The organism is Shewanella ulleungensis, from assembly GCF_014648315.1.
GTDB classification, from domain to species: domain Bacteria; phylum Pseudomonadota; class Gammaproteobacteria; order Enterobacterales; family Shewanellaceae; genus Shewanella; species Shewanella ulleungensis.
On the sequence record NZ_BMQW01000017.1, the window covers coordinates 1 to 23,740 of the forward strand.

Here is a 23,740-nt window from a genome sequence, read left to right on the forward strand (position 1 = left end):
CTCTAACGAAGAAGTTGTTCAATCTGTATTGGTTAAAATGTGATGTATAACAAGTTGCCTAATTTCGCCGCAAACAGCGCGGCTGGGACAAATACTCACTGGGCTTCGCCCAACAACGTTCGCATTTGCCCATTGGCAAAGCGTTGAGGCTGTAGAATTTCTCTTTTTATTCAAAAGTAGCCATTTTTTAGGGTTCCAAATGCATTACCTAGTGTCTTAAAAGCGCTTAGTATTGATTTGATGAGCTCATTTTTCATTGAGTTTGACTGTTAGAGTTATTCTACAGTCTCGTTAGTGGTCTCAAAATAGGTTGAGTATTATGAAATGGATGTCACTTTTATTAATGATTTTTATTTCAGGATCATCTTTAGGTGCAGAACAGAAGCTTCAAATTACTTCTGCTAATAAAGTGGCTGAAATTGATTTGGTTGATGGTGGGAAATTCAGTGTTGATAGAGAAAATACTATTTTCACTCTATCCATAAGTATGGCAATTGTTGAAGACGATATTATCCACATCATTTATGATTGCCAATTTGATGGGGAGCTTGGGTTTCGGATGGGTGAGTTAGCGGGACTTTCCTTCTCAACAAAAGAGAAAAAAAGCTACGCTTGTGGCAGTAAAATAGAAGGCCTTTTTATTTTACAATTAGTTGATGGGTAAACGACAACTAACATATATGAGCCTCCCGCCAGTCAATAGGGAAGCCCTTTTGCTACGGGAATACTAATTAACATGGCTACCCAACCCATTTGTCCAAATAATAAACAATAGATTTCGCTTTATCTACTCTTTTAAGATGATCTCATACTTTAGATAACTGGGAGCAAGGACGCAGTGCGCCGATTGGGCAAGCAATTACTCTTTTACTCTTTTGTAATTAGTACAGCATTACAACGCCATCCAGAAACTCTCACGCACATAGCAGAGCTATAGCATCAGTCTTGCTGTAACCCCGTTGATACATGCAAGGTTTGGTGGTTGTCGATAATAATGGCTTCGTATTCAGGTAACTCATTGATTAACGCCATACCTTGTTGTAATCCCATCACAAAAATGGCGGTGGAGAGGGCATCGACGTAAGTCGGATTTTTGCCAATAATCGACACACTCACCACATTGCGGGCAGAGTCGCCGGTTTTGGGGTTAATAATGTGATGATAACGCACGCCGTCTTCGATGAAGTAACGCTCATAATCGCCAGATGTGGATATCGATTCATTACTAAGAGGTAACTGCACCGCAGTTTTGTCTTCGGCGCGAGGGTGTTTAATGCCCACAAACCACGGGCGACCGATACGATCGCCAAGCAGTGTGGTGTCACCGCCAGCGCTAATGAGTGCATGTTCAATGCCGGCTTTCTTAAGAATGGCGATACAGTTTTTAACCGCATGACCTTTGGCTATACCGCCTAAATCAATTTTAACATCCGCATCGGTAAATTTAACGGATAAGCTTGGTTTATCTAAGATAACCGTTTGATAATTAATGGCGGTTAATGCTTGTTTGATTGCATCTTGATTGGGTTTTTGATGCTTGCGGTAATCGTATTGATAACCGATAGAGGCATAAGTGATATCAAACATTCCGTGGGTTAATTCTGCAACATCGTGGGCATCGGTGAGTAAATCAAACAATTCCTGACTAACAATAACAGGGCGAGTGGCCGCATCTCGGTTAATCACGCTCAGTGCGCTAGTGGCGATATAAGGGCTCATAGTTTGATCAATGCGTTGCATCTCTTGTTCAACCGCCACGATGAGTTCATCTGCCGTTGCTTGAGCTGCATCATCCTCTAGCCAAAATTCAACGTGGGCGAGGGTACCCATGACATGAAAACTCTTTTGGTGCCACTGGGCAAAGGCCGAATGCGAGTTGAATGTAAACAATATGATGACAATAACAGCACTAAATTTACCCATGAATCGATTGTCTCCTGTAAGACTGTAGCGCTGATTGTTGATTAAATGACAGCAATCGGCAACAGCTTGAGTGAAAATAAGCGCTTAATCGACAAATTACTCGCTGCATTGTGCATATTACGGTAATTTAACCTTATTATTGCCTACTCGAGTTTTGTTGTTTTAATGCCCATTATTGCCGATAAAAATCAATGTTATCCGCCCATAACTCCGCATGTTTACTTTGTGCCGCTTGATGATGAACTTCATTCAGCAGATTTTAGTGCGGGGTTAGCTCTTGGCTGGCTAAGCGAAGATGAAGTCGCTAAAGTCGCCCGTTATAAAAGCCCGTCGGCGCGTAACAATGCCTTACAAGTACGATTAGCGTTAAGGGCGGTATTATCCCGTCACAGCAAGGTTAAGCCTGCTCAATGGCAGTTTATTTATGGCGCCAAAGGTAAACCTGCATTAAGCCATGATTTATCTGCGTTAACGGGTTTAGATTTCAATTTAAGTCACAGTGGCCAATGGTTAATGATTGGCGTGATTGAAACTACGACCAGCCAGCAAAACGTAAACCTCGAGCCAGAGCTTAGTGTTGAGTTAACCCAAAGTACTCAATCTGTGCATCTTCCATCTCTGTGCTTTGGTGTTGATATTGAACGTGAGCGCAGCAGTACCGATATTGTGCCAATTTTAAATCATTATTTTACCCAGGCTGAAACCGAGGCATTATTGCAGCTACCCATTGAGCTACAGCGGCAACGTTTCTTTGATTTATGGGCGGTAAAAGAGTCTTATATTAAAGCGCGTGGATTAGGTTTAGCCTTGTCACTTAAGTCCTTTGCTGTTGATTTTAGTGAGTTAAATGAAGGGTATGTGCAATTGAAGGGCAAGGTTGAGCAATCTGTTGTGTTACATCAAGGGGTTAGGCTCAATTTTACCGATGCTGAAGATATTGCCAATACGATGATATGGCAAACGCAAATGGGCCGACTTGATCAGCATTATCGTTTTGCCGTTACCTTAGGCGTAAATAAACAAGATATTGGGCTCGAGTTAACGAGAGCTGACGACTGTGGCGATAGTGCATTAACGGTTTATCAATTTTCACTGGCACAATTGTTGGTCGACGCGAATGCCTAGGTCGCTAATCACTTAAAAATAACCAACAATATTAAAGATGTATCGATTCGGGTTAATTAAGTGCTGTTATTGATTAAAGGGCTGCTTTGCTTCACTCAAGTTTAGTAGAGAGGATGGTAAAGTTTGCATTAAATTGCCCTAAAATGTGGACGACTTACCAAATGATAATCGAGCTGTTGAGTTATACCATTTCCATTAATTATGCGACTTGTTGAAATAAAGGGGTATTCAGCATTTTGCTATGACAAATCACGTTAATGCAACAAGCTTATACCGCTTTAGTTAGCAACAAAAAAGCCAATCGATGATGATTGGCTTTTAACGTATTACGCTAGCGTTAGTGTCTTTACTGTCTCGCGAGACGGTTAGATTCTGGCGGGTTTTCAAAATCACTGCGGTAGGGGTTAATGTCTAAGCCGCCGCGACGAGTGTAACGAGCATACACAGTTAACTTAGTGCACTGACAGTATTTTTTTAAGTCGACAAAGATACGCTCAACGCACTGCTCGTGAAATTCATTATGCTGGCGGAAAGAAATTAAATAGCGCAGCAATTTTTCACGATCAATCTTAGGGCCTTGATAGCGGATCATCACGCTGCCCCAGTCTGGCTGTGAGGTGATTAAGCAATTAGACTTTAATAAATTTGAATTTAAGGTTTCAGCGACATTTTTGTCAGGATCTGTACTGCCAACTAAATGGTCTGGATTAAATTCGTACTCTGTGACTTCGATGTCTAAATCGTCAATGCACGTGCCTGGTAAATCGACAATGCGCTCAAGGTTAAAGTGTTTAGGTTCAATGACCTTCACGGTCACTTCGCCTTGAGCACAAGCTGCTAAATCACGGCTTAATGTATCTTGTACATTTTCAACGCTATCAAATTTAGTTTGGTTAAAACTATTTAGGTACAGTTTAAACGATTTTGATTCAATGAGATTTGCGCTATTAATATCCAGTTGCACTTCTAACAGGGCCACAACTGGCTTACCTTTGGCGTTCAGCCATGACAATTCATAGCCTGTCCAAATGTCAGTACCATGAAATGGTAGATCACCACTTAATGCAATTGCATCTCGATTAAGTTTACGTGGAACCCCTTGCAGCAGTGACGCGTCATACTCAGCCTGATAAACAGTCGCATGGCCTAGTGTTAGGCCTTTAAGTGCCTCAGCATCACTATAAGGGTCGTGATTGTGTGTCATCTAATCGGTTTCCGTGTCAAAATATGGTTTTATTATAAACTACGAGTGGCTTAAGTGTCTTGTTCATCTGCATTAGATTGCTTTATAAAAAATTATCTTAAATCTTATCAAGATACCTTATCTGAATTTCCGCGCTATTATCCTTTGGGCGAAGACTCAATATGTATTCAAGGGACATTGAATGCAGGAACTGATGATACTGTGTTTTGGCAGCCTGTTAAACGTGACATTGCAGCTGATTTTAGTAACGTAGAGCATGCATTAAATATTCAATTACACCAAGATATTCATGCATTTTATGGCCAGTATTTTTCTGCGCCTTTGCAATTTACCGCGTCCTTTGGTGATGGCGAATTATTACAAGTGTGGAACCAAGACGACTTCGAAAATTTGCAACAAAATGTAATCGGTCATTTGATCATGAAGCAAAAGCTTAAACAACCTGCAACCTGGTTTATTGGTGTATTGGGTGATGGCGACGAAATGCTGACGGTAAACAATGATGATGGCAGTGTATGGGTTGAAATCCCGGGCGAAAAGCAGCGCACTAAGCTAGCAGAATCATTGACCGAATTTTTAGAAAGCTTATCGCCGATGGTCAAACCACCATTAAAACCCGTCGAAGATGTTGCACAAACTATTGATCACCCGGGTATTTGGCAACGTATTAAAACTATGTGGGATTATTTGTTACGTAAAAAGTAATCGCATTAAGCATTGAAGTGCCATTTTAGGGGGCTTCAATGCGTTCATCGCATTTAGACACGAACATTCAGACACTCATCTTTCTCGTAACATCCTCTTTTATGCTTCGCTTAGGTTATTGACTCTACACTCTAGTGTTTGAGTTATTTTGTCTATGCACGTTTGTTTATCAACAATCCATAATCCGTAGCTGATGGGCAATACATCAATATCGGCCCGTTTAAATAGTTTGTACGTTGTCAGCTCAAAAAAGTTAGCCCAAGGCCCAGGAAAACCAATAAGATCAATCGCAAGATATTTGTCTGCGTAGCGGCATAAGAGGTCTATTTCAGTGCCGGCAATGGCATATCCTGCCCAAGTATCAATATGGTAATGTGTTAACGCTTCATTGATCTCTTGTTGAAATGCGTCTATTTCTGAGGTCACGCTGTGTTTGGCATTAAAGGTTGTTATAGAAGTAACATATTGACGTAACAGGTTGTTTTCGGGCAATAACGAGTCGTCAATAGAAAGGAATATCAATTGCTTTTGACGTGCTCTGGTTATCGTGACATTAAACACATCTGCTTTATTCAAATATGTAGCCGCACGTTTACTGTTGTTATCAATTGCGAACGAAATCAGCATGATATCCCGTTCTTCGCCTTGAAAGCCAAACGGTGTGGCAGCGCGTATGTTGTGTTTAATCACATCTTCTTGAGGTAAATGCTGCTCAATCAATGTTGCTAAATATTCTGCCTGTGCACTAAATGGCGAGATAACCCCAATACTGTGGGTTATACCCGTTTGGGCATCTTGTGTTATTTGATGTTGGATCTCGGCCAATAAACTCTGTGCTTCCTGTGGGTTAATGCCCGATGCGTCACGAATGCCTGCAACACGGTGAAGGTATAAATTACCTGAACGGGTGCAGGGGCGATGCTGCATGATTTTTAATTTAGATTGATAAAAAGATAGGTTACTAAAATGAATAAGCTCAGGCTTACTTCTAAAGTGTTCATCTAAAAATGCCAATTCTTGCGCGCTAGTTAATGTTTTCAACGCTAAGTCTAAAATCGAGTTATCTCGATAACTGACAGCGCAAGGGCTGTCTTCAGGCACATTATTTTTGCCGAGTAATTGAGTTTGTTTGCTTCTGGCTAAAAAGGAATAGTGTTTTAGTTGTTTCGTGTCGCCAACAATTAATACTCGTTTGGCACGGTATAGCGCAGGTAAGCAACTACTGATGTTGCATTGCGTTGCCTCGTCAATAATCACTAAATCAAACATTTCACGATTAAGTGGCAATACTCTATGTAGACTGTTTAAGCTGGCAAGCCATATGGGAAATGCGGCAAATAATGTGGCGTATTCTATTTTTTCAAACAACGCGAGTTGTTTACTGGATGTTCTACTGCGAATAGCTTGGTTAAAGGCCTGTAGCGATTTGCGGTGCTGATTAACCAATGTATTTAAGTTATTCTTTTTTAGTGCATTAAGATATTCAGCTGCCAGTGTTTCCCGCGTAACAGTGTGTTTATTAATGGTGTTCAAGGCATCCCATTGACGATGCCATTGGTTTATTGCTCCCTTGGTAAAAAACAAATAAACCTGCTTTAACCATGTTGATTGTTGTGTTTGAAGCTTATGTAAGCTCAAACCTCGGCGAATAGACTTGTGACTGAACGCTATGAAGCGTTTTTCCAGTTTTACCAGTAATCGTTGCAACTTATTCAGATCGTCTTCACATGCTTGTGGGGTTTTACTTAAATCATCACTAAAGTATCCAGCGAGTAAGTCAGCGGTATACTCTTTTAATTGTTTTAAAAATACTTTTTGTCCTGCGCGAATAGACACATCGCCCAAGTTAAAATTACTCGCCAATTTATCTGCAATCACATCAAGGGCTACGTCATTATTAGCCACAATAAGCACTGACTCTCCGCGCGCCATATGTTCGGCAGCTACAGCCGCTATAGTGTAGCTCTTGCCCGTTCCTGGTGGACCATAGACACAGCCTAAATCGGCATTGGCAGCGATATGAATCACTTTCTTTTGTGGTGTCGATAATAACCCCGGTAAGAAGTCATATTTAAGTTTGGGTTCTCTAAGCTTTACCGCACGATTATCATACTTATGGTTAAACAGTTTACAAATAGGAGCCGATTGCTCATTAGCGTTAATGATGCTTTCTAATTCGTGAAGCACTCCACGACTGCTTGATGATCGTTCCACAAAAAGTAACATCGAAATAGGTAACAAGCGGGGTGTTTTTTGGGTTAACGCTTTTTTTATATCTTGGTTTTCAGCAAGTTTTGGGTAGTTTAGTAATTCAAGCGAGTTAATTTCAATGTGATTATGATTAAAGAATGATGTCCAAAACGACGGTGAATGTATGTCTTCATTGATGAGATTATCTGAAAGCTCATTATCTTCTGGTAGTAATTGTTGCAGTAAAGCTTCATTGATTTCAGTATCTGCAATTTGGGTCGAAAAATAGAAGTTATTGTTTTCTTGTTCAATGGTGGCTTCATTAAACAGTAGAGGCGAGACAACCGTTTTGAGCTCACCTTTAATAGTGACTTTACCGACAAATAAAAATCGTGCGTATAGCAGTATTCTTTCCCTTTGATAGATTGCTACTCGCTTAAGCATTGGTTCGGCGAATTCTTGCGGGATAGGTAAACGAGGTAAAAAACCAGTACCTAGTTCATCTTGCCCTGCAAGGATCAGACGATCCTCTTGCTTAAACTTGTTCACATTCCAAAGATTGATGGAGGCACTGTCTTCCTTATAGCAATCTTTGTAGTACGAAATTATCTGCTGATAACTCAATGGCACAATTCCATTTATTGATGATCCCACGATAAGTTAGACACAATACGGCAAGGTTCGCAGCGAAAGTGAAACATGTCTAATAACGGTTGTTCGAGCTTCCATTCATGTGAGCCGCAGCGTGGGCAAGGGCGGGCTAATTCTGCTTGTAATGATTCACCGCCTACTCGATAGAGATAATAATAAGTCGGTGTATTGGTTAAATATTCTATTCTGCCGCGTAAATCCCATCCACGTCTAAATAAGTCGCTATCTGGCTGAGTTATTTCATCTAATGCCGCAAATTCAGCCTTGGTGGCTGCCGCCATTTGCAGTTCATCACATGCTTGCCATTCTGTTTGCCATTTTATGATGCGTTTATGGTCACCGTTAAACGTAGCGGGCAGTTTATAAAGCGGGATCGGTAATAGGTTGTCACCATTACGCAGTGGAGAGCACATATGAACATAACTGGTATACAACAATTGCCATGAAGGTATATCAGTATTGCTGACTTCAGAGTTAATGTCTTGGCCTATTAATTTTTCTCGTGGCGCCAATAATTTTGCTGTTGTTAAACCCGCTAAAGTTACTTTTACCCAAGGGCTATTATAACGATTCGATAAACTGGTTTTTTCAGGTAGCAACAAGCGAACTCTAAATTCACCGTCATTAAATGCTACTGCAAACTCGCGTCCTAAGATTTGGCCATTGGCGCGTAAGGCTTCTAATAATCCATTAATGGCTTTTTCTGCTGCATCAATAGTGGTGTCGGCAAAGCATTCAAAGCGAAGTTCAGTAACAAACATGGATTACGGTGCCTTATTTTTAATGATATTTACGACTTGTTCTAATTCGCTGACTCTGTTTGTGAGTAAATCGATATGTTGTTGCATGCCGTCTATTTGTAATTGCAATTTTTCCATGGGGTCGGCTGCTCCTATTGACGGTTGTTCTTGTGCTGGGATGTCGGCTAACTCAGGTAAGTTTTGCCATTCTGATTTAGGTAATGCTTTAAATTGCTGTAAGCCTTGGATCAGTATCGGCATCGCAAAGCGATTACCTAAACGACTTTTGATTAAAGCTAAACTAGGAGTATGGCCATTATTTGCTATTGCTTTTGCTGCAGCAAGTACTTGTTCAATTGGACTCATTGTTGGTTAAATTCCTTAATTATATGTAGCAATTTTCACTAATTTATTTTTTGTTTGATTGAAAATCATTTTAAATCAGTGCATTAAGTTTTGGCATGATTTTAGCTACAAGGATCTGTAATAACAATGCGGATTATATTTTAACAAAAAGGATGCAACATGAAATCAAAACTTATCGCAGCTAGTGCAATGGCCGTTTTATCTTTAGGATTAAGCGGGTGCGTGATTAGCGTTGGCGATCATGAGTCGGATAAAGGTCACGATTATTGGGAAAAGCAGCAAGATAGAAATCGGTCGCTTTTAAACAGTTTATCTTTGGGCATGACGAGTGAGCAAGTGCAGACATTAATGGGAACCGCTGATTTTAGTGAAGCATACTCAAAAACCAATGCGACTAATAATGAACAGGCAATTAAAGTGCTGTTTTATCGCACTCAATGGGCTAAAGGCGATGGTAAAACGACTAAAGATGAGTGCACCCCAGTAGTCTTTAAAGACAATACTTTAATTGGCTGGGGTGACACGGCTTTGCAACAAATATAAGACGATTTGAATTGGTCTATTATTGTAAGGGCCTGGCTAACCTCTCATCATGACGTCCAATTGGTCGATAACTTCAGACCATTGGGCATCTTCCATTAAGGCTTCTTTTATAAATGCACGTTGACTTGGATTCCAGCATGGGGCGTCAATCAGCAGGGTATGTGCTGCGAGTTTGTTTTGGCTAACAAACTCGTTAATGTCTTGCTGTGAGTGCGCTAATCCTAGCTGCTGGAATAAGTGGCTTAAATCATTTTCTGTGGTATCCATTTAGACAACTCCGTTATATGACCCGTTGGCATTTCCAGTATTAATCTTCGATACTCAAATTGCAAAGAACTAATCAATAAAGCTATTTATTGATTATAAAGGTAAACCGTATTTGTAGATTGTTTCAAACTTGTTAACTTGCTAAGTTATTCACTTGTTAACTGAACAAGTTAAGCAAATGAGTCATCAAACAAGGAATAACAATAATGGATAACCGAACCTTGGAAACCCTGCGAGCAGTATATTTAACTGCTGAAGACTTACGCGTGGCGGCTTCAATCCTCTATAACGCATACCATGACGACCCTTATTTTATTGATGTGCTAGGGCAACAAGATCAAGCGCAATATGAACAAAAGTTACGTGCAGCTATTCGCGAAGAACTAAATGAGCTATGGCAACAAGAGCAGCCACTAATAGGTTTATTTGATGATGAAAGGCTTATAGGCGTAGCATGTGTCATTACTCAGCAAGTGCCGTTAGGGGAAGCGCGATATTGGCATTGGCGTTTAAAGATGGTGTTAGGTACTGGTTGGAAAGCAACCCAGAGCTTAATGGAAAAAGAGAGCTGTATTTTAGAACATTTACCCTCTGATAAATGCGGCATTTTACAGTTTATTGCTCTGACACCTAATGAGCAAAACAAAGGCTATGGCGCAAGATTAATTCAAGCGGTATTAAGTTGGTGCGATGAACAACCTAAGCTTGACGGTATTGGCGTATTTGTCACTCATCCTAAGCATCATGCAGTGTTTGCCCAGCAAGGGTTTATGAGTATTGCTAAGGTCAATATTGGCAAGGTTGATGGCGAGATTTTATTTTATAACAAACAAAAGGCGGCGACTCAACGTTAGGTTCATTTGAGCGCGTAACCCAAAATAACGACACTAAGTTAAGTGTAATCAAATTCATGTTTTTTACCGTGTCTAAGCTAACAAATTATGGAGCCAGTCATGCAGCCTAAACGCTATACATCTTTTGCAGAGTTTTATCCGTTTTACCTGTCGCAACATCAAGACCCTGTATGTCGCAGGCTGCATTACATTGGCAGCAGTATTATTGTTGTGATTATTATAAGCACAATGATAAATCAGCATTGGTGGCAATTGCTGCTTTTACCAGTTGTAGGGTATGGGTTTGCTTGGTTGGGCCATTTTATGTTTGAAAAAAATCGTCCAGCGACATTTACTTATCCGCTGTACAGTTTGCGGGCTGATTGGGTGATGTTTGGGCAAATGTTAAAACGCCAGTGGCGTAACGTTATTGGGTCAAAATAGAGCCTAGCTCACACATTTGTGAGCATTATCCTACATCGATGTAGGTATTCTTATCTAAAGTTGTGAGTATTAATCGAGTGGAGTAATTAAAAAGTGTTTAAAAACAGTTGCTTGTTGATTTTTGGCCGTTTTTTGTTATGTTAAGTTTTTGTTTCGGTCGGTTTTAATGGCTTTTCATGCAATGCTTTTTAGCTAGAATGTACACATCAAAGCGAACGAATAACTGGCTTTTCTTAGGATGAGAAATAAAGGTTAATTTGCAGCCGATGAGCCCAATTTTTGAAGTAGATTGTTAGTAAAAATTTTCAAGGACGATATTAGGACACGCCCAAGGACATAGGGCATAAGCTCGGCAAATGGATAGTCGAATCAAGGAAGGGTGAAGCGAAAGCGACACAAGGATTTAAGGATAGGATTGCAGGATGCAGCAAGGATGATTCAACGGAATGAATGCTCAGTCGATGGATAGGCTGTTCAATGGAATGACACTCATAAGATACTTTGATTATATTCGTATAAACAAAGGTCATGGAAATGAGCAAAAATGGAAACGGATTGCTAGGATGCATGTTTACATGGACGACGCAGGGAGCACATTTCAGTAGGACGCTGACAAAAGTGTTACGGGCACAACCTTATAACTTAAGGTTGTGCCTTTTTGCTTTTTGCCAGGTTAATATTTTATCAGACAGTATTATTTCAATCATAATCAATCTGGGATCATAGATACTCTAAACCACTGTTTTTCTACTGCTCAATAAAATGAAGATGGGTCTATATCTAAGCTACTTGGCGATATTCCTCGTTCAATATTGAGATCACACCTTAATAAATCAACCATCATAATATCGATGTAACGTTTATGTTTGAGTGAATAGAAACACTTTACAATGGGTTGTAATACATCTCGATCTTTGGCTTCCCATACTATGCCGACACGTTCATCAGAGAGTACAACTAATGAACCAACAGGATAGACTCCAATACAGCGGATAAACTCATAAACTAATTCTTGATCCAAGTGAAATGGGGTTAAGCTAATGAGGATTTTAAACGAGGCTGCAGGGCTCATCGCTTCTTTATAGGTTCTAGTTGCAGTTAATGCATCATAGATATCAATAATACAACTCATTCGACCATGAATTGGGATTTCATCTTCCTTCAATCCTTTCGGGTAGCCTCGACCATCTATTTTTTCGTGATGCATCAAACACACATCTTTGCTTATATCAGATAAGCCCTTAGTGTCTGCCATGATTTCAATTGCGAAATTCTGGTGCAATTTCATATGTTCGAGTTCTTCAGGTGTTAACTTACCAGGTTTATGAAGTATATGATCATCGATCCTTATTTTGCCTATATCATGCAGGATCCCCCCAATAGCAAGTTGTCTAAGAATGTCGACATCAAGTTTGAGGTGGTGGCCAAAAGTAACAAGCAAAAATGCGACGTTTATAGCATGTTCTAGTAAATAAGCATCTTTAGTCCGTAGAGCTAGTACACATTTAAAAGCGTCTTCATTTGTCAAAACGGATTCAATCATGTTGTTGATAATATTATCAAATTGTTTGACGTTAATGTCTTTACCTTCATAGGTACCCGACAAAAATTTTTGAATTAAGCTTTTTGCTTCTGCTAGTAGCTTTTTAGCTTGAATCTGCTGGCTTGTCCTTGTTATGGTTGATTTTCTATATAGTGGGTTTAATAAGAAGTTTGATTTGTCTCGCGGTCTTAGGCCACAACTACTTGATGACCGATTAACATCGACCCAAACACGAATGACGTTACTTTTTTTTAGTTTTAATATTGCATCTTGATATTTTAATTGACCGGGGTTGCGGATTTTTATTTTATTTTGGTCGCGATCAATAGCGGTAATGAACATGCCAATGGTTAGTTGATCGATAGGGAGTATAATGACGTCACTATTATCATCTATTGCGCAATGATCCATACCTGCTTTACCTCCCAATTAAGGTTTAACAATTTATTAACAATAGACTGGAGGTTAACATAATTAATTCTCTATCTCGAATCGCAATTTTACTGCATCCTTGCTATCGATGATGTTAATCTTCCAAAATTTTCATTTCAAAAAAATTAGTTTTCGTAACATTTCGGTCATAACATACAACTTCTATATCAACCCTGTCATAGACGAACATCAAATCTTTACCTTTTTTGCTTGTTTCTTTGTGAGATATATCTCACATGAAGTGTGAGACTAATCACTTTATTATTGAGTAAATAAACCACTGTAATTCTAACTTGTTAATTTTTAATGATTTAATTTTTTATGCATTAACAGTGGTATTTTATTCATAAAGAGGTATCTGTTTACGTAGAGGTAAATGAATTATTATTTATCTCGTTCCTAGGACGGGGACATTACAAAGGAAGTGAAATGGTCATGATGACCTGATTTAAACGGATTTTATGGAAGAATTACAGTTTCAGGACGAAACGAAAAACACGTTATACGCTTTATGTGGAACGACGGGTTTTAAACATTATTAGGATGATAATGTTGCAGGAAGCAAAATACTCAGCAAATGATTTGCTACAGGATATGTAAAAATTTCATGGATGATTTAAGGACACGCTTAGGATTGAGCAGGCTCGGTCAATGGATAATCGAGTAAGAAGGAAAGTACGCAAGTACAAGGATCATCATGGAATGACCAAGGATTGAGCAGGACGCAAGTTATACGCATGGATGGTGCAGGGAGCACTTAAATAGCGGGAAAGCTTAACAAGAGATATAGAGGCCGCGGCAGTTACTGTCGCGGCCTTTCTTTTGGTTTTTTTCAGGGCAATGGAACTTTGTAGTGATATGGTGTCCAATTATAAAGTGCGTATGTACAGAGGTTGAGTACTGCATCCTAGTATTTCATTCTAGTACTTCATTTCTAGGCCACTATTGTATAAGGAGATAGCATGAAAGGGTTTAAAGTTGCACTATTGATTGGTTTTTCATTTGTTTGCTCTAACGCCATTGCAGTCGTGACCGAAGAACAACAACAATGGGTTGAGCAAGCGTTCAGCGATCTCAATAGTAATAATGACGGTACCAAGGTGCTTTGGCAGTATTCACAGCAAACAGTAATGCCAGACATGACCCGTATTGAACAATTCAATGCATCCTTACCTGAAACTGAACGTTGGAGTTTGGTGTCCGAAAATGGTGATACTCCTGGTAAAAAGCGCTTAACTGAATACCGAGAGCGTCAACAAGATCTGCATGAAGATAAAGACGAAACTAGCTATGAATTAGCGTTTTCTGATTTAATTGATTTGTCGACATTGGTTTTTGTCGGTGAGGATGACAATAATATGTCATTTACGTTTACACCCAATATTGATGAGCTAGACAATAACGCATTAGCAGGCGTGCTTTATTTGGATAAAACATCCAAGCATTTACGTAAAATTCTCATCAGAAATACTGACGAGATAAATCCTGCGTTTTCAGTTACTTTAACTAAATTTGAATTAGAGTTAAGTTTTGATGTGTTTGAGGGATTAGTGATGCCAGCTCATACATCAACCACTATAATGGGTACAGCGGCAATTTTTAAGTCACTCGACAGTGTTCAAACTGTTACCTACAGCGATTATAAAATCCTCAACAATCCACAAACTTAATTGTATTGTGTGGCAATAAAAAACGCTATTTTTGAAAAATAGCGTTTTTATATTCATTTCTTAGTTATGTTGCCTAAAAAAGTAGAACTGCTTTAATGGCATTTACCTGAGTCACAACTTTTACTGCTGCCGCATCCACCAAACTTACCACTTGCAGTAGGAGATTCCATCCATTCTGGTTCAGGGAATATAGGCCATTCAATTTTTTTGGCACGGTTACCATGCATCATAATATGGCCTCGGTATTGGTTTATACCGTCGGTGCTAAATTCAAACATAAAGGTCGCTTTCCAGCAAATGCCAGTACTTCCGCCAATGCTTGGACGAGCAGACTCCATAGCAATGGCCAGTAGTTGAACATTTTGTTTTTTACATGATTGTTCGGCAATTGTTCTACTCAGTTCGGCCATTTGCCTTAATTGCCAAAAAAATGCGCCAACAACGACTAAAGCAACAAATAATAAAAAATCACTCATCATAGGCTGGTTGCCTTAAATAATCCGCCGATAGCGGTTGCTAATTGGATGCTGCGGTCTGGATGACGTAAATCAGTGAGTAATCCTTGACGTAAGCTTGGTATCGCCACGATATCAGCAAACACCTGGTTAAAGAAGTGCTGTGGCTGTTTTGCTAATGCTTCTAAATACACTTTACGGGTTGCATCATCTTTTAGTGCCAGCCAATTACGAACAGCAATGGTAATTAAGTGATTGTCGTTTAACAATTGTTGTTCATTTAATTGCTTAATGGCCACCATGCTCAATTGTGTGTCTGATGCCAATGCAGCAAGGTACATCACTTTTAAGTTAGCATCGGCTTGTGATAATAGCTGTAATAATCGCTCAGCTAGACGTCTATCAATAGCGATATGCTCTAAGCATTGACACAATGCAGCTTGTACCTCAATGGGGGCATGGTCGAATGTATTAATGATGTCATCAAGATGATCAAATTGATGTGCGCGAACGCAAATATCCGCTAAACCTTGTAGGCCTAATTGTTGCCAGGTATCAGCGGGTGCTTGGCCTGATAAATATTGGGCGGCAAATTCATATTGGCTTGAGGCACTTTGGCCAAGTTGCAACCTTACTAAGGCATTAAACAATGCAAGCTTATTTTGATTTGGTTTAAAACTAAAAGGATGATTGGCTAATTGCTCTTGTTGTTCATCGCTCAACGTTTGGGTTGGATCGCGTCCGAGCGCCTCTAAAATCATTTTGATAAATTGAGTTCGTGGGGCAGGAGATAATAAGCCTTGCTCGTCTAACGGTAACTTTACGAACCAAATATACGGTTGCTGCTGTTGTTGCCAAAATACAATTGCAAATTGCGCATGCCCTTGAATAGGGTAAGGATACGGCGCTAATAAAGAATCGATTTGCTGAAATGCCAACATATCAATATGCTGAACACGGCGGCCTAAATCATAAATTTGGAATTGGGTATTGGCGGTGGTCAGGAATTGGCTAAGAGTGGTTATTTCGGTCATGGTATCTTCACTAAATCAAACAAGTTGGATGGGTATTCAAGAAGCTAAATGATATCATAAACGGACATTGCCTCGATATTGTCGTTCATGTTTATGCTTTATTTAACCAGTAAAAATCATTTAATTAAATTAGAACAATTGCTTAAGCAGTGTCAGCTTTGGTCTGATGCTCTCCCTAGCGCATCGGCTTTGGCAAGTCATGCACCATTTGCCTGCGATACGATGGCATTTGAGCAATGGTTGCAGTTTATTTTTATTCCTAAGATGACCGAGTTGATCGCCCAAAAGCATCCATTACCAACTACAATGGCAATCGCCCCAATGGCAGAACAATTGTGGCAAGGTATGCCTCAGCGCAATGTTATTATTGTCCATCTGCAAGCATTTGATGTGTTGCTGAATAAGCAGCAATAAGCCTTAATTTTTAGACCTAAGTGATTCCAAGATGAATGCCAAAGATACTAATGTCAAACTCACTGTTGATAACGATGAGTTATATGATCCGCAATTTATAGAAGATACTGAAACGCTGATTGATAGTGATGTCGAGTCAGACGAACTGCCGCCAAAGATTGAAATATTATTTGAAGATGAGCATATTGTTGCTATTCATAAACCGGCAGGATTGTTGGTTCATCGCAGTTATTTAGCGCGACGAGAACGTTTTTTTGCCATGCAAATGACCCGTGACTTAGTGGGATGTCATGTCTTTCCTGTACACCGTTTAGACAGACCAACCTCTGGGGTACTGCTATTTGCAAAATCCAGTGATGTTGCACGCCAGTTGTGCGAACAGTTTGCCGATCACAGCATTAAAAAACAATATTTAGCGATTGTGCGCGGTAATATGAACGAGTCTGGTACCTTAGATTACGCCTTGAAGCAAGAATTTGACGATTTAGGGGACAAACACGTCGACCCTAATAAAGCGGCGCAAGATGCAGTAACTGATTTTCAGCCGTTGTTAAATACAGAAATACCATTTAGCTCGGGTCGTTATCCAAGTAGTCGCTATGCATTAATCCGTTTAAGCCCCCATACAGGCCGCAAGCATCAATTACGTCGGCATATGGCGCATTTACGTCATCCTATTGTGGGCGATACAACTCATGGTGATGGCAAGCAGAATAAGTTTTTTAGAGAACACTTTGCCATTAATCGATTGTGGCTTATTGCTAAGAGTTTGCAGTTTGTGCATCCGGTGACCCAACAAGCGATGCATATAGAAGCAGATTTAGAGGCGGAGTGGTTAACCGTTTTTGAGGCGTTTGGCTGGGATGATGATCAATTATCGTTAATGCCGAGTATGTTACTAAGCTAATGAATATCATCATGAGAACTTTTTTAAGCACGATAGCGAAATACTGACACTATTCCATGTGGTCTGCAATTGCCTGCTTAAGCTTTTCGAATTCAGCAATAGGTGGCAAACGGTCGTGTTTCTTCTGTTCTATATGGAAATAATAATTACGGCGGATATGGGCGAATTTATGCTGTAGTTTGAGTTTTCGCTTTCTACTGACTTGTCGCATAGTACTGTTTCCGTAATGTCTCAGTTTACATAGAGCGTATCTATCATTGCTCTGAATATTTTACATACGTTAAAAAGGCACTTGCGAGAAGCTTAGCGAATAAAGTAAGTTACTCACTCTCAACACATTTTATATCGTATTTGATTTAAGGGGATAGTATACCATGAAAAAGGTCAATGTTGTTTTTGGTACTGTTTATGGTAGTGCTCAATATACTGCTGAAACTATTACGGGTGCCATTGCAAAATTAGGTTTTACCACTACACTTTGGCAGCCTACTGAATTGCTTGGCTTTGTTCCACCACAAGATGAGCAGTTAATGGTTGTGTGTTCGACTACTGGGCAAGGTGATATCCCTGAAGATATTGCACCTTGGTTTAATGAATTAAAAAATAATGCACCTTATTTACCCTCACTTAAATACAGTTTAATTGGCTTAGGTGATTCGAGTTACGACACTTTTTGCGGTGCAATAAAACAGTTTGATGAGTTGTTTATTGAGTTAGGCGCCAAACCGTTAATAGATAAACTAGAAATTGATGCATGCGAAACAATGGAACCTGAACTTGAAGCAAAAACATGGATAGGCAGTTGGCACAACGCAGTCACATCGGCAAACGTAGCCTAAGTTTCTTTACACAACAATGGTTTAAATTTGCACAGCGCTTAAGCCAAGCGCTGTTGATCCCTATTGCTATTTTACCTGCCGCTGGCGTTATGCTTGGCCTTACGGTAAACCCGTTACCTTTTATTCCTTCAGAGCTTAATATTGTCCTGTCAGCGGTAGGCAATTTGGTGTTTACCATGATGCCATTGCTGTTTAGCGTAGCAATTGCCATCGGTTTTTGTCGTGATCAGGGGATTGCTGCATTTTCTGCCGTTTTTGGTTTTGGTGTGTTTTTGTCCACAATGGGGGCGCTAACCGATATTTATGGACTTGTGTCTCGGCCATTATGGGGAATGCAAACCATCGATACTGGGATTGCCGGTGGCATGCTCGTGGGCGGTATAACTTGCCTTGCGGTTAGCTTTAGTCAACATGTGAAGTTACCTGCGATATTTTCATTTTTTGAAGGCCGTCGTAGCGCGCCCATTATTGTTATCCCCCTGTCCATGATGTTGGCATATGTATTAAGTCATGTATGGCCGCCTTTATCTTTCGTCATTGAGCATTTATCCGACTGGGCGGTTTATCAAGATCCCGCAATTGCCTTTGGTGTATATGGCACGGTAGAGCGCTTGCTTATTCCTTTAGGTTTACATCATATTTGGAATGCACCATTTTATCTCGAAGTGGGTCAATACATTAACCAGGACACAGTCGTAAGAGGCGAGGTTGCTCGTTACTTAGCTGGTGACCCACTAGCAGGCAATTTAGCGGGTGGTTATTTAATTAAAATGTGGGGGCTGCCAGCCGCGGCACTGGCTATTTGGCGTTGTTCTGATAAGTCTGAGCGTAACCGTGTTGCCGGCATTATGCTCTCTGCGGCCACTGCGAGTTGGTTGACAGGAGTGACGGAACCGATTGAATTTGCATTTATGTTTATCGCGCCGTTATTGTTTTTCGTCCATGCTTTGCTAACGGGTATTGCCTACAGCGTGTGTATATTATTAGAGGTCCACCACAGTATTGTGTTTTCACATGGATTGGTTGATTTCAGTTTGCTCTTTTCCCGTTCAGCCAATACGTATTGGATTTGGATTTTGGGCCCAATTACCGCCATCATTTACTACGCTCTTTTTCGGGCAAGTATTTTAGCTTTTAACTTAAAAACCCCAGGGCGGATTGAGCAAACCGATGGTATTACAGAGCCAAAAGAAAGCTTACGTGCGATGATCTCAGCGTTAGGTGGACGCGATAACATTGTTGAGATCAATGCTTGCTTAACCCGTTTACGGATCAGTGTTAATCAAGCTGATCTTATTGATAAAGCCCGTTTGATGCGATTGGGGGCTAAAGGTGTAGTTGTTATGGGCAAAGGTGTTCAGGTTGTATATGGCACTAAGGCTGAGTCTTTGCGTAAATTACTGCAAAAGTATCTCGATTCTCGAAAATAACCTTACGTTAGTTAACAAATATTTCATGGTTGTTTAGCAAATTGTGTCGAAATACAATTATTTTAGTATTTATGAGAATTTATCATTAAAAAACCTCCCCCAAGATGCATTTTCAATGGCAAACTGATGATATTAATCTCAGCAGTAAATTCGGAGTCGCAAGCGTGAGTCATCAATTAAACAAAACCAGTTCAACCCCTTTACAGCGCAAAGTATTAATTACTGACTGTGCAGATGCAAAAGGCTTAATTGCAAAAATTACTCATGTGTGTTTTGCCAATCAGCTCAATATCATAAAAAACACTGAATTTGTTGATCATGCTCAAGGACGTTTTTTTATGCGTGCAGAGCTTGAAGGCCACTTTGATGATGAACGTTTATTATCTGAATTACGTGCAGTGTTACCAGCTCAGAATCACATGAAGCTCGTCGATATGTGCACCAAACGCATTGTAATTATGGTGACAAAAGAAGCGCACTGCTTAGGTGACATTTTAATGAAGTCTTATTATGGCGGCTTAGATGTTGAGATAGCTGCTGTTGTGGGTAATTATGATGTATTACAACCATTGACGGAAAAGTTTGATATTCCATTTCACTATGTCAGCCATGAAGGATTAAATCGTCAAGAGCATGAGCAAGCGATGCTCAAAGTCATCAAACCTTACGATCCTGACTTTGTTGTGTTAGCTAAATATATGCGTGTTTTGACCCCTGAATTCGTGTCAGCGTTTGCGGACAAAATTATCAATATACATCATTCATTTTTACCGGCATTTATCGGTGCATCCCCATATAAACAAGCGTGGGATCGTGGTGTTAAGATTATTGGGGCTACAGCCCATTTTGTTAATAATCATCTAGACGAAGGGCCGATTATTAAGCAAGATGTTATTTCTGTTGACCATAGCTATAGTGCGGAAGAATTAGCTCATAATGGCCGTGATGTAGAAAAAAGCGTACTCAGCAAAGCATTGCAATTAGTGTTAAATGAACAAGTCGTTGTGTACGGTAATAAAACTGTCGTTTTTTAAGCATTTATGTCGGCATCACTTAAGCTTAGTTTTAACGATAATTTCTGCTTTAGTTATGCCGTATTACTGTCGATATAAGTCTTGTGCTATTGTTAATCTATTCATGTGAATAAGGTCAATAGTTCAAGTTGGATCGGGTCCATTAATCCTAAAGTAACCAGGTAATTTAATATTTTTTAATAGGATGGTCGATGTTACAAAAAGCTGATTTTTTCTTAAAGCCGTCTGAAGTTCCTAAAAGTGCTAAATTGTGCTGGGGGATTTTGAACGATCGTCTTGAGCTAATTAAGTTAAGTGAGCCGCTCTATAAATTAGCAAGAAAACCTATTTCAGCAATATTAAAACAACCATTATTAAATGCATTTCCGACGTTACCACTCGACGGCATTGATTTCAGTGATCGTCAAAACAGCCATGTAATCAACTTTGTCGATGACAAAGGCCATGCGCTTCAAGCAAGGCTAACCGCAATAGAAGAAAGCGGTGAACACTGGTGTATTTCAATTATTGAGATTGAGTTAGATAAAGCTTGGTTAAATGAGCTTCACCCTGACTATCATCAAGCGATTCAGTCTAGTGATGAATGGCTTGAGCAAATAGAAGAAGTCATTAACGCGAGCGGTGATTTAGTTTTTGTTACAGCAATTAAACAAGGTTTATCATTAACAAAGTCGAAGGTAGGCTATGTTCATATTTTTAATGAAAAATCGAATCAGATAGTCAAAACGGCTTGGAATGATGAAGTCAGCGACTACTTTACTATCCCCAAGCAACAAACATATAAAGCCGATTCCGGTGTTTGGGCCGAAACGATTAAAAACCGCAAACCCGTTATTCATAATGACTTAACTGAGCTAATTGCCAATAAAAGTCAAAAAGATGGCTTTTTTGCCTTTAAAAACCACCTTTGTATTCCTATTCATTACCGTAAGAAGTTGGTAGGGATTATTGGCGTAGGTAATCGAGATAATCCTTATACTCATGTCGATGCAAAATCGTTAACTATTTTTGCTACCATTTTATGGCACAGTGTGGAACTGCCTCGCACGATGAAGGCTGTGTCTCACCAATCGAGCATTATCAAAGCGCAAAAAGAGAAAATGACGTTAATATTGATCCAATTGATTGGAGCAATATCTGAAGCGCTAGAGCTAAAAGATGCCTATACAGCAGGCCATCAAAAGTCAGTTGCGCAATTAAGCTATTTAATGGGCGAGAAAATGGGCTTATCGCCTGAATGCCTTGAAGGACTAAAACTGGGAGCCTTGATCCACGATATCGGCAAACTTGCATTGCCTAGTCAAATATTATCCAAACCATCACGGTTGACTGAAGCTGAATTTGCCATGGTTAAAGAGCATCCTGAGCAAGGTGCATTAATTATTGATGAGGTTGAGTTTCCATGGCCTATTAAACAAATGATTTTACAACACCATGAACGTTTAGACGGTTCTGGTTATCCCAAAGGCCTTAAAGGTAAAGACATCATACTCGAAGCTAAAATTATTGCGGTAGCCGATATCGCTGACTCAATTTTAAGCCACAGACCCTACCGTCCTTCTTTAGGTATGGATACTTTAACCCAAGAGTTAATGCGCGGTCGCGGTATACAATATGACGCAGGTGTAGTTGATGCCTGCTTAGAGATTTTAGCGGTAGAAGATTTTAAAGAAGAAGAGTACGTGTCGAGCTTAACATTGGCACCAGTTGTCTTTTTAGAGGAGTACCACACGTTAGAACACGCTGAAGCCATGATGAAAAAGGCTAAGATGGGGGTGGCAGTCGTGCTTTCTGAAAAAGAGCGTAAGCCTATTGGAGTGGTCGATAATCAAACTCTAGCATTTTGGCACAGCCCATTTATCGATACAGCTGCAGAGCGTGCGGCGGATAGAAGTTTACTTAACAAACGTGCGCATCAAATTATGGCGCACAAAATGAATTTGATTAACGGCCATACTATTTTGAATGATGCAAAAATAGCCCTAGAAAAAACTAACGCGACGTATCTTTTAGTGCAAAATGACAAAGATCAGGTGATTGGTATGTTAACGTGGCAGATTTTGGCTAATGCGATTCTTAAAAAAGCTCAGTAACAAAAAAGGCGCTTAGAGCGCCTTTATAATGGGTAAATTCATTAACAAATATTAGTCAACGATACGTAATAATTCATTAATACCAACTTTACCGCGAGTTTTCGCATCCACTTTTTTAACGATAATTGCAGCATACAAACTGTATTTTCCACAAGCAGATGGTAAGTTGCCAGATACCACAACAGAACCCGCTGGAACACGCCCATAATGCACTTCACCGGTTTCACGGTCAAAAATACGTGTGCTTTGACCAATGTAAACGCCCATTGAAATAACGCTGCCTTCTTCAACAACAACGCCTTCAACGATTTCGCTACGTGCGCCAATGAAGCAGTTATCTTCAATAATGGTTGGCCCGGCTTGTAATGGCTCTAATACACCACCAATACCCACACCACCAGACAAATGTACGTTTTTACCTATCTGTGCGCATGAGCCGACTGTGGCCCATGTATCAACCATGGTGCCTTCATCAACATACGCACCTAGATTAACGTAAGATGGCATTAATACTGTGTTTTTACCGATAAATGATCCTTTACGAACCGTTGCTGGTGGCACAACACGAATGCCTTCTGCTTTGAAACGAGCTTCGTCGTAGTCAGCAAATTTTTGCGGTACTTTATCAAAGTATTTGGTGTCGCCACCGTCAATCACGCCATTATCAAAAATACGGAAAGACAGTAAAACTGCTTTTTTAAGCCATTGATGAACATGCCATTCACCGTCAATTTTTTCAGCAACACGTGCTTCGCCTTTGTCTAGCATGTTGATTACAGTTTCAACATCAGCACGTACACTTGCGTCGACACTCGAAGGTGAAATGTCTTGGCGTGTTTCGAATGCTGCTTCAATGCGTTGGCGTAAAGCCTCCATTGTTTTCTCCCAGTAGGTAATG

General features: G+C 40.0%; 24 protein-coding genes and 1 pseudogene. 14 read left to right on the forward strand and 11 right to left on the reverse strand.

The features are described from left to right. The first annotated feature begins 319 nt into the window (after positions 1–319). Complete coding sequence (locus tag IEY40_RS19345) at positions 320–664, forward strand: hypothetical protein (RefSeq protein ID WP_188959159.1); 345 nt, start codon at positions 320–322, stop codon at positions 662–664. 140 nt (positions 665–804) lie between these two features. Then, positions 805–937, forward strand: a pseudogene (locus IEY40_RS20325) (helix-turn-helix domain-containing protein); the annotation flags it as partial. A 2-nt stretch (positions 938–939) separates the two neighbouring features. On the opposite strand, the gene IEY40_RS19350 reads toward IEY40_RS20325, so the two are convergent. Next, entirely contained in the window at positions 940–1,923 is a 984-nt protein-coding gene (locus tag IEY40_RS19350; RefSeq protein WP_188959162.1) for an FAD:protein FMN transferase, read from the reverse strand. A 165-nt stretch (positions 1,924–2,088) separates the two neighbouring features. On the opposite strand from IEY40_RS19350, the gene IEY40_RS19355 reads away from it, so the two are divergent. Next, positions 2,089–3,048 (forward strand): 4'-phosphopantetheinyl transferase family protein, encoded by a 960-nt coding sequence (locus tag IEY40_RS19355; protein ID WP_229777171.1) that lies wholly within the window; start codon positions 2,089–2,091, stop codon positions 3,046–3,048. 346 nt (positions 3,049–3,394) lie between these two features. Here IEY40_RS19355 and queF read toward each other — a convergent pair whose 3' ends face one another. Beyond that, on the reverse strand, positions 3,395–4,252 hold the full coding sequence (queF, locus tag IEY40_RS19360) for an NADPH-dependent 7-cyano-7-deazaguanine reductase QueF (protein ID WP_188959164.1): 858 nt from the start codon (positions 4,250–4,252) through the stop codon (positions 3,395–3,397). Positions 4,253–4,306: 54 nt separating this feature from the next. Here queF and syd point away from each other — a divergent pair, with 54 nt between their 5' ends. Next, on the forward strand, positions 4,307–4,957 hold the full coding sequence (gene syd / locus IEY40_RS19365) for a SecY-interacting protein (protein WP_188959166.1): 651 nt from the start codon (positions 4,307–4,309) through the stop codon (positions 4,955–4,957). 99 nt (positions 4,958–5,056) lie between these two features. Here syd and IEY40_RS19370 read toward each other — a convergent pair whose 3' ends face one another. The 3 genes from IEY40_RS19370 to IEY40_RS19380 form a co-directional block, all read right to left on the reverse strand. Beyond that, positions 5,057–7,696 carry an AAA domain-containing protein gene (locus IEY40_RS19370; RefSeq protein ID WP_229777172.1) on the reverse strand — a complete coding sequence of 880 codons (2,640 nt, stop codon included), beginning with the start codon at positions 7,694–7,696 and terminating at the stop codon, positions 5,057–5,059. Between the two features lie 89 nt (positions 7,697–7,785). Next, entirely contained in the window at positions 7,786–8,559 is a 774-nt protein-coding gene (locus IEY40_RS19375) for a Zn-ribbon-containing protein (protein WP_188959168.1), read from the reverse strand. A 3-nt stretch (positions 8,560–8,562) separates the two neighbouring features. Next, a complete protein-coding gene (locus IEY40_RS19380) occupies positions 8,563–8,904 on the reverse strand; it encodes a hypothetical protein (protein WP_188959171.1) in 342 nt (113 codons plus the stop codon). Between the two features lie 159 nt (positions 8,905–9,063). Between IEY40_RS19380 and IEY40_RS19385 the strand changes: the two genes are divergently transcribed. After that, positions 9,064–9,447: a DUF3192 domain-containing protein gene (locus IEY40_RS19385; protein ID WP_188959173.1), complete on the forward strand. Its 384-nt coding sequence runs from the start codon at positions 9,064–9,066 to the stop codon at positions 9,445–9,447. A 36-nt stretch (positions 9,448–9,483) separates the two neighbouring features. Here the strand turns inward: IEY40_RS19385 and IEY40_RS19390 are convergent, their stop codons facing one another. Further along, positions 9,484–9,714 carry a DUF2789 domain-containing protein gene (locus IEY40_RS19390; RefSeq protein WP_188959175.1) on the reverse strand — a complete coding sequence of 77 codons (231 nt, stop codon included), beginning with the start codon at positions 9,712–9,714 and terminating at the stop codon, positions 9,484–9,486. A 206-nt stretch (positions 9,715–9,920) separates the two neighbouring features. Here IEY40_RS19390 and IEY40_RS19395 point away from each other — a divergent pair, with 206 nt between their 5' ends. Then, on the forward strand, positions 9,921–10,568 hold the full coding sequence (locus IEY40_RS19395; RefSeq protein ID WP_188959177.1) for a GNAT family N-acetyltransferase: 648 nt from the start codon (positions 9,921–9,923) through the stop codon (positions 10,566–10,568). Between the two features lie 99 nt (positions 10,569–10,667). After that, positions 10,668–10,991 (forward strand): Mpo1-like protein, encoded by a 324-nt coding sequence (locus IEY40_RS19400; protein WP_188959179.1) that lies wholly within the window; start codon positions 10,668–10,670, stop codon positions 10,989–10,991. A 754-nt stretch (positions 10,992–11,745) separates the two neighbouring features. Here the strand turns inward: IEY40_RS19400 and IEY40_RS19405 are convergent. Then, on the reverse strand, positions 11,746–12,945 hold the full coding sequence (locus IEY40_RS19405) for an HD-GYP domain-containing protein (protein WP_188959181.1): 1,200 nt from the start codon (positions 12,943–12,945) through the stop codon (positions 11,746–11,748). Between the two features lie 983 nt (positions 12,946–13,928). On the opposite strand from IEY40_RS19405, the gene IEY40_RS19410 reads away from it, so the two are divergent. Continuing rightward, a complete protein-coding gene (locus IEY40_RS19410) occupies positions 13,929–14,636 on the forward strand; it encodes a hypothetical protein (protein WP_188959183.1) in 708 nt (235 codons plus the stop codon). A 92-nt stretch (positions 14,637–14,728) separates the two neighbouring features. On the opposite strand, the gene IEY40_RS19415 is transcribed toward IEY40_RS19410, so the two are convergent. Together IEY40_RS19415 and IEY40_RS19420 are read right to left on the reverse strand one after the other, a co-directional pair. Further along, positions 14,729–15,115, reverse strand: coding sequence for a DUF3301 domain-containing protein (locus IEY40_RS19415; protein WP_188959185.1), 387 nt, complete (start codon positions 15,113–15,115; stop codon positions 14,729–14,731). Next, on the reverse strand, positions 15,112–16,125 hold the full coding sequence (locus tag IEY40_RS19420; RefSeq protein WP_188959187.1) for a DUF3549 family protein: 1,014 nt from the start codon (positions 16,123–16,125) through the stop codon (positions 15,112–15,114). Before IEY40_RS19420 ends, IEY40_RS19415 begins: the two co-directional genes overlap by 4 nt. Before the next feature lie 93 nt (positions 16,126–16,218). Here IEY40_RS19420 and IEY40_RS19425 point away from each other — a divergent pair, with 93 nt between their 5' ends. After that, positions 16,219–16,539: a YqcC family protein gene (locus tag IEY40_RS19425; protein ID WP_188959244.1), complete on the forward strand. Its 321-nt coding sequence runs from the start codon at positions 16,219–16,221 to the stop codon at positions 16,537–16,539. A gap of 31 nt (positions 16,540–16,570) precedes the next feature. After that, entirely contained in the window at positions 16,571–17,446 is an 876-nt protein-coding gene (gene truC, locus IEY40_RS19430) for a tRNA pseudouridine(65) synthase TruC (protein WP_188959189.1), read from the forward strand. A 49-nt stretch (positions 17,447–17,495) separates the two neighbouring features. Here truC and IEY40_RS19435 read toward each other — a convergent pair whose 3' ends face one another. Further along, entirely contained in the window at positions 17,496–17,657 is a 162-nt protein-coding gene (locus tag IEY40_RS19435) for a hypothetical protein (RefSeq protein ID WP_188959191.1), read from the reverse strand. 163 nt (positions 17,658–17,820) lie between these two features. Here IEY40_RS19435 and IEY40_RS19440 point away from each other — a divergent pair, with 163 nt between their 5' ends. The 4 genes from IEY40_RS19440 to IEY40_RS19455 all read left to right on the forward strand — a co-directional run bounded on the left by IEY40_RS19440 (position 17,821) and on the right by IEY40_RS19455 (position 22,842). Next, positions 17,821–18,285 (forward strand): flavodoxin, encoded by a 465-nt coding sequence (locus IEY40_RS19440; protein ID WP_188959193.1) that lies wholly within the window; start codon positions 17,821–17,823, stop codon positions 18,283–18,285. Next, positions 18,237–19,715, forward strand: a complete 1,479-nt coding sequence (locus IEY40_RS19445; RefSeq protein ID WP_188959195.1) for a PTS transporter subunit EIIC — start codon at positions 18,237–18,239, stop codon at positions 19,713–19,715. The genes IEY40_RS19440 and IEY40_RS19445 overlap by 49 nt, the downstream gene beginning before the upstream one ends. Before the next feature lie 164 nt (positions 19,716–19,879). Continuing rightward, positions 19,880–20,749: a formyltetrahydrofolate deformylase gene (gene purU / locus IEY40_RS19450; RefSeq protein ID WP_188959197.1), complete on the forward strand. Its 870-nt coding sequence runs from the start codon at positions 19,880–19,882 to the stop codon at positions 20,747–20,749. A 191-nt stretch (positions 20,750–20,940) separates the two neighbouring features. Further along, on the forward strand, positions 20,941–22,842 hold the full coding sequence (locus tag IEY40_RS19455; RefSeq protein WP_188959199.1) for an HD domain-containing phosphohydrolase: 1,902 nt from the start codon (positions 20,941–20,943) through the stop codon (positions 22,840–22,842). Between the two features lie 51 nt (positions 22,843–22,893). On the opposite strand, the gene dapD is transcribed toward IEY40_RS19455, so the two are convergent. Next, positions 22,894–23,718 (reverse strand): 2,3,4,5-tetrahydropyridine-2,6-dicarboxylate N-succinyltransferase, encoded by an 825-nt coding sequence (gene dapD, locus IEY40_RS19460; RefSeq protein WP_160053895.1) that lies wholly within the window; start codon positions 23,716–23,718, stop codon positions 22,894–22,896. Positions 23,719–23,740 lie beyond the last annotated feature (22 nt).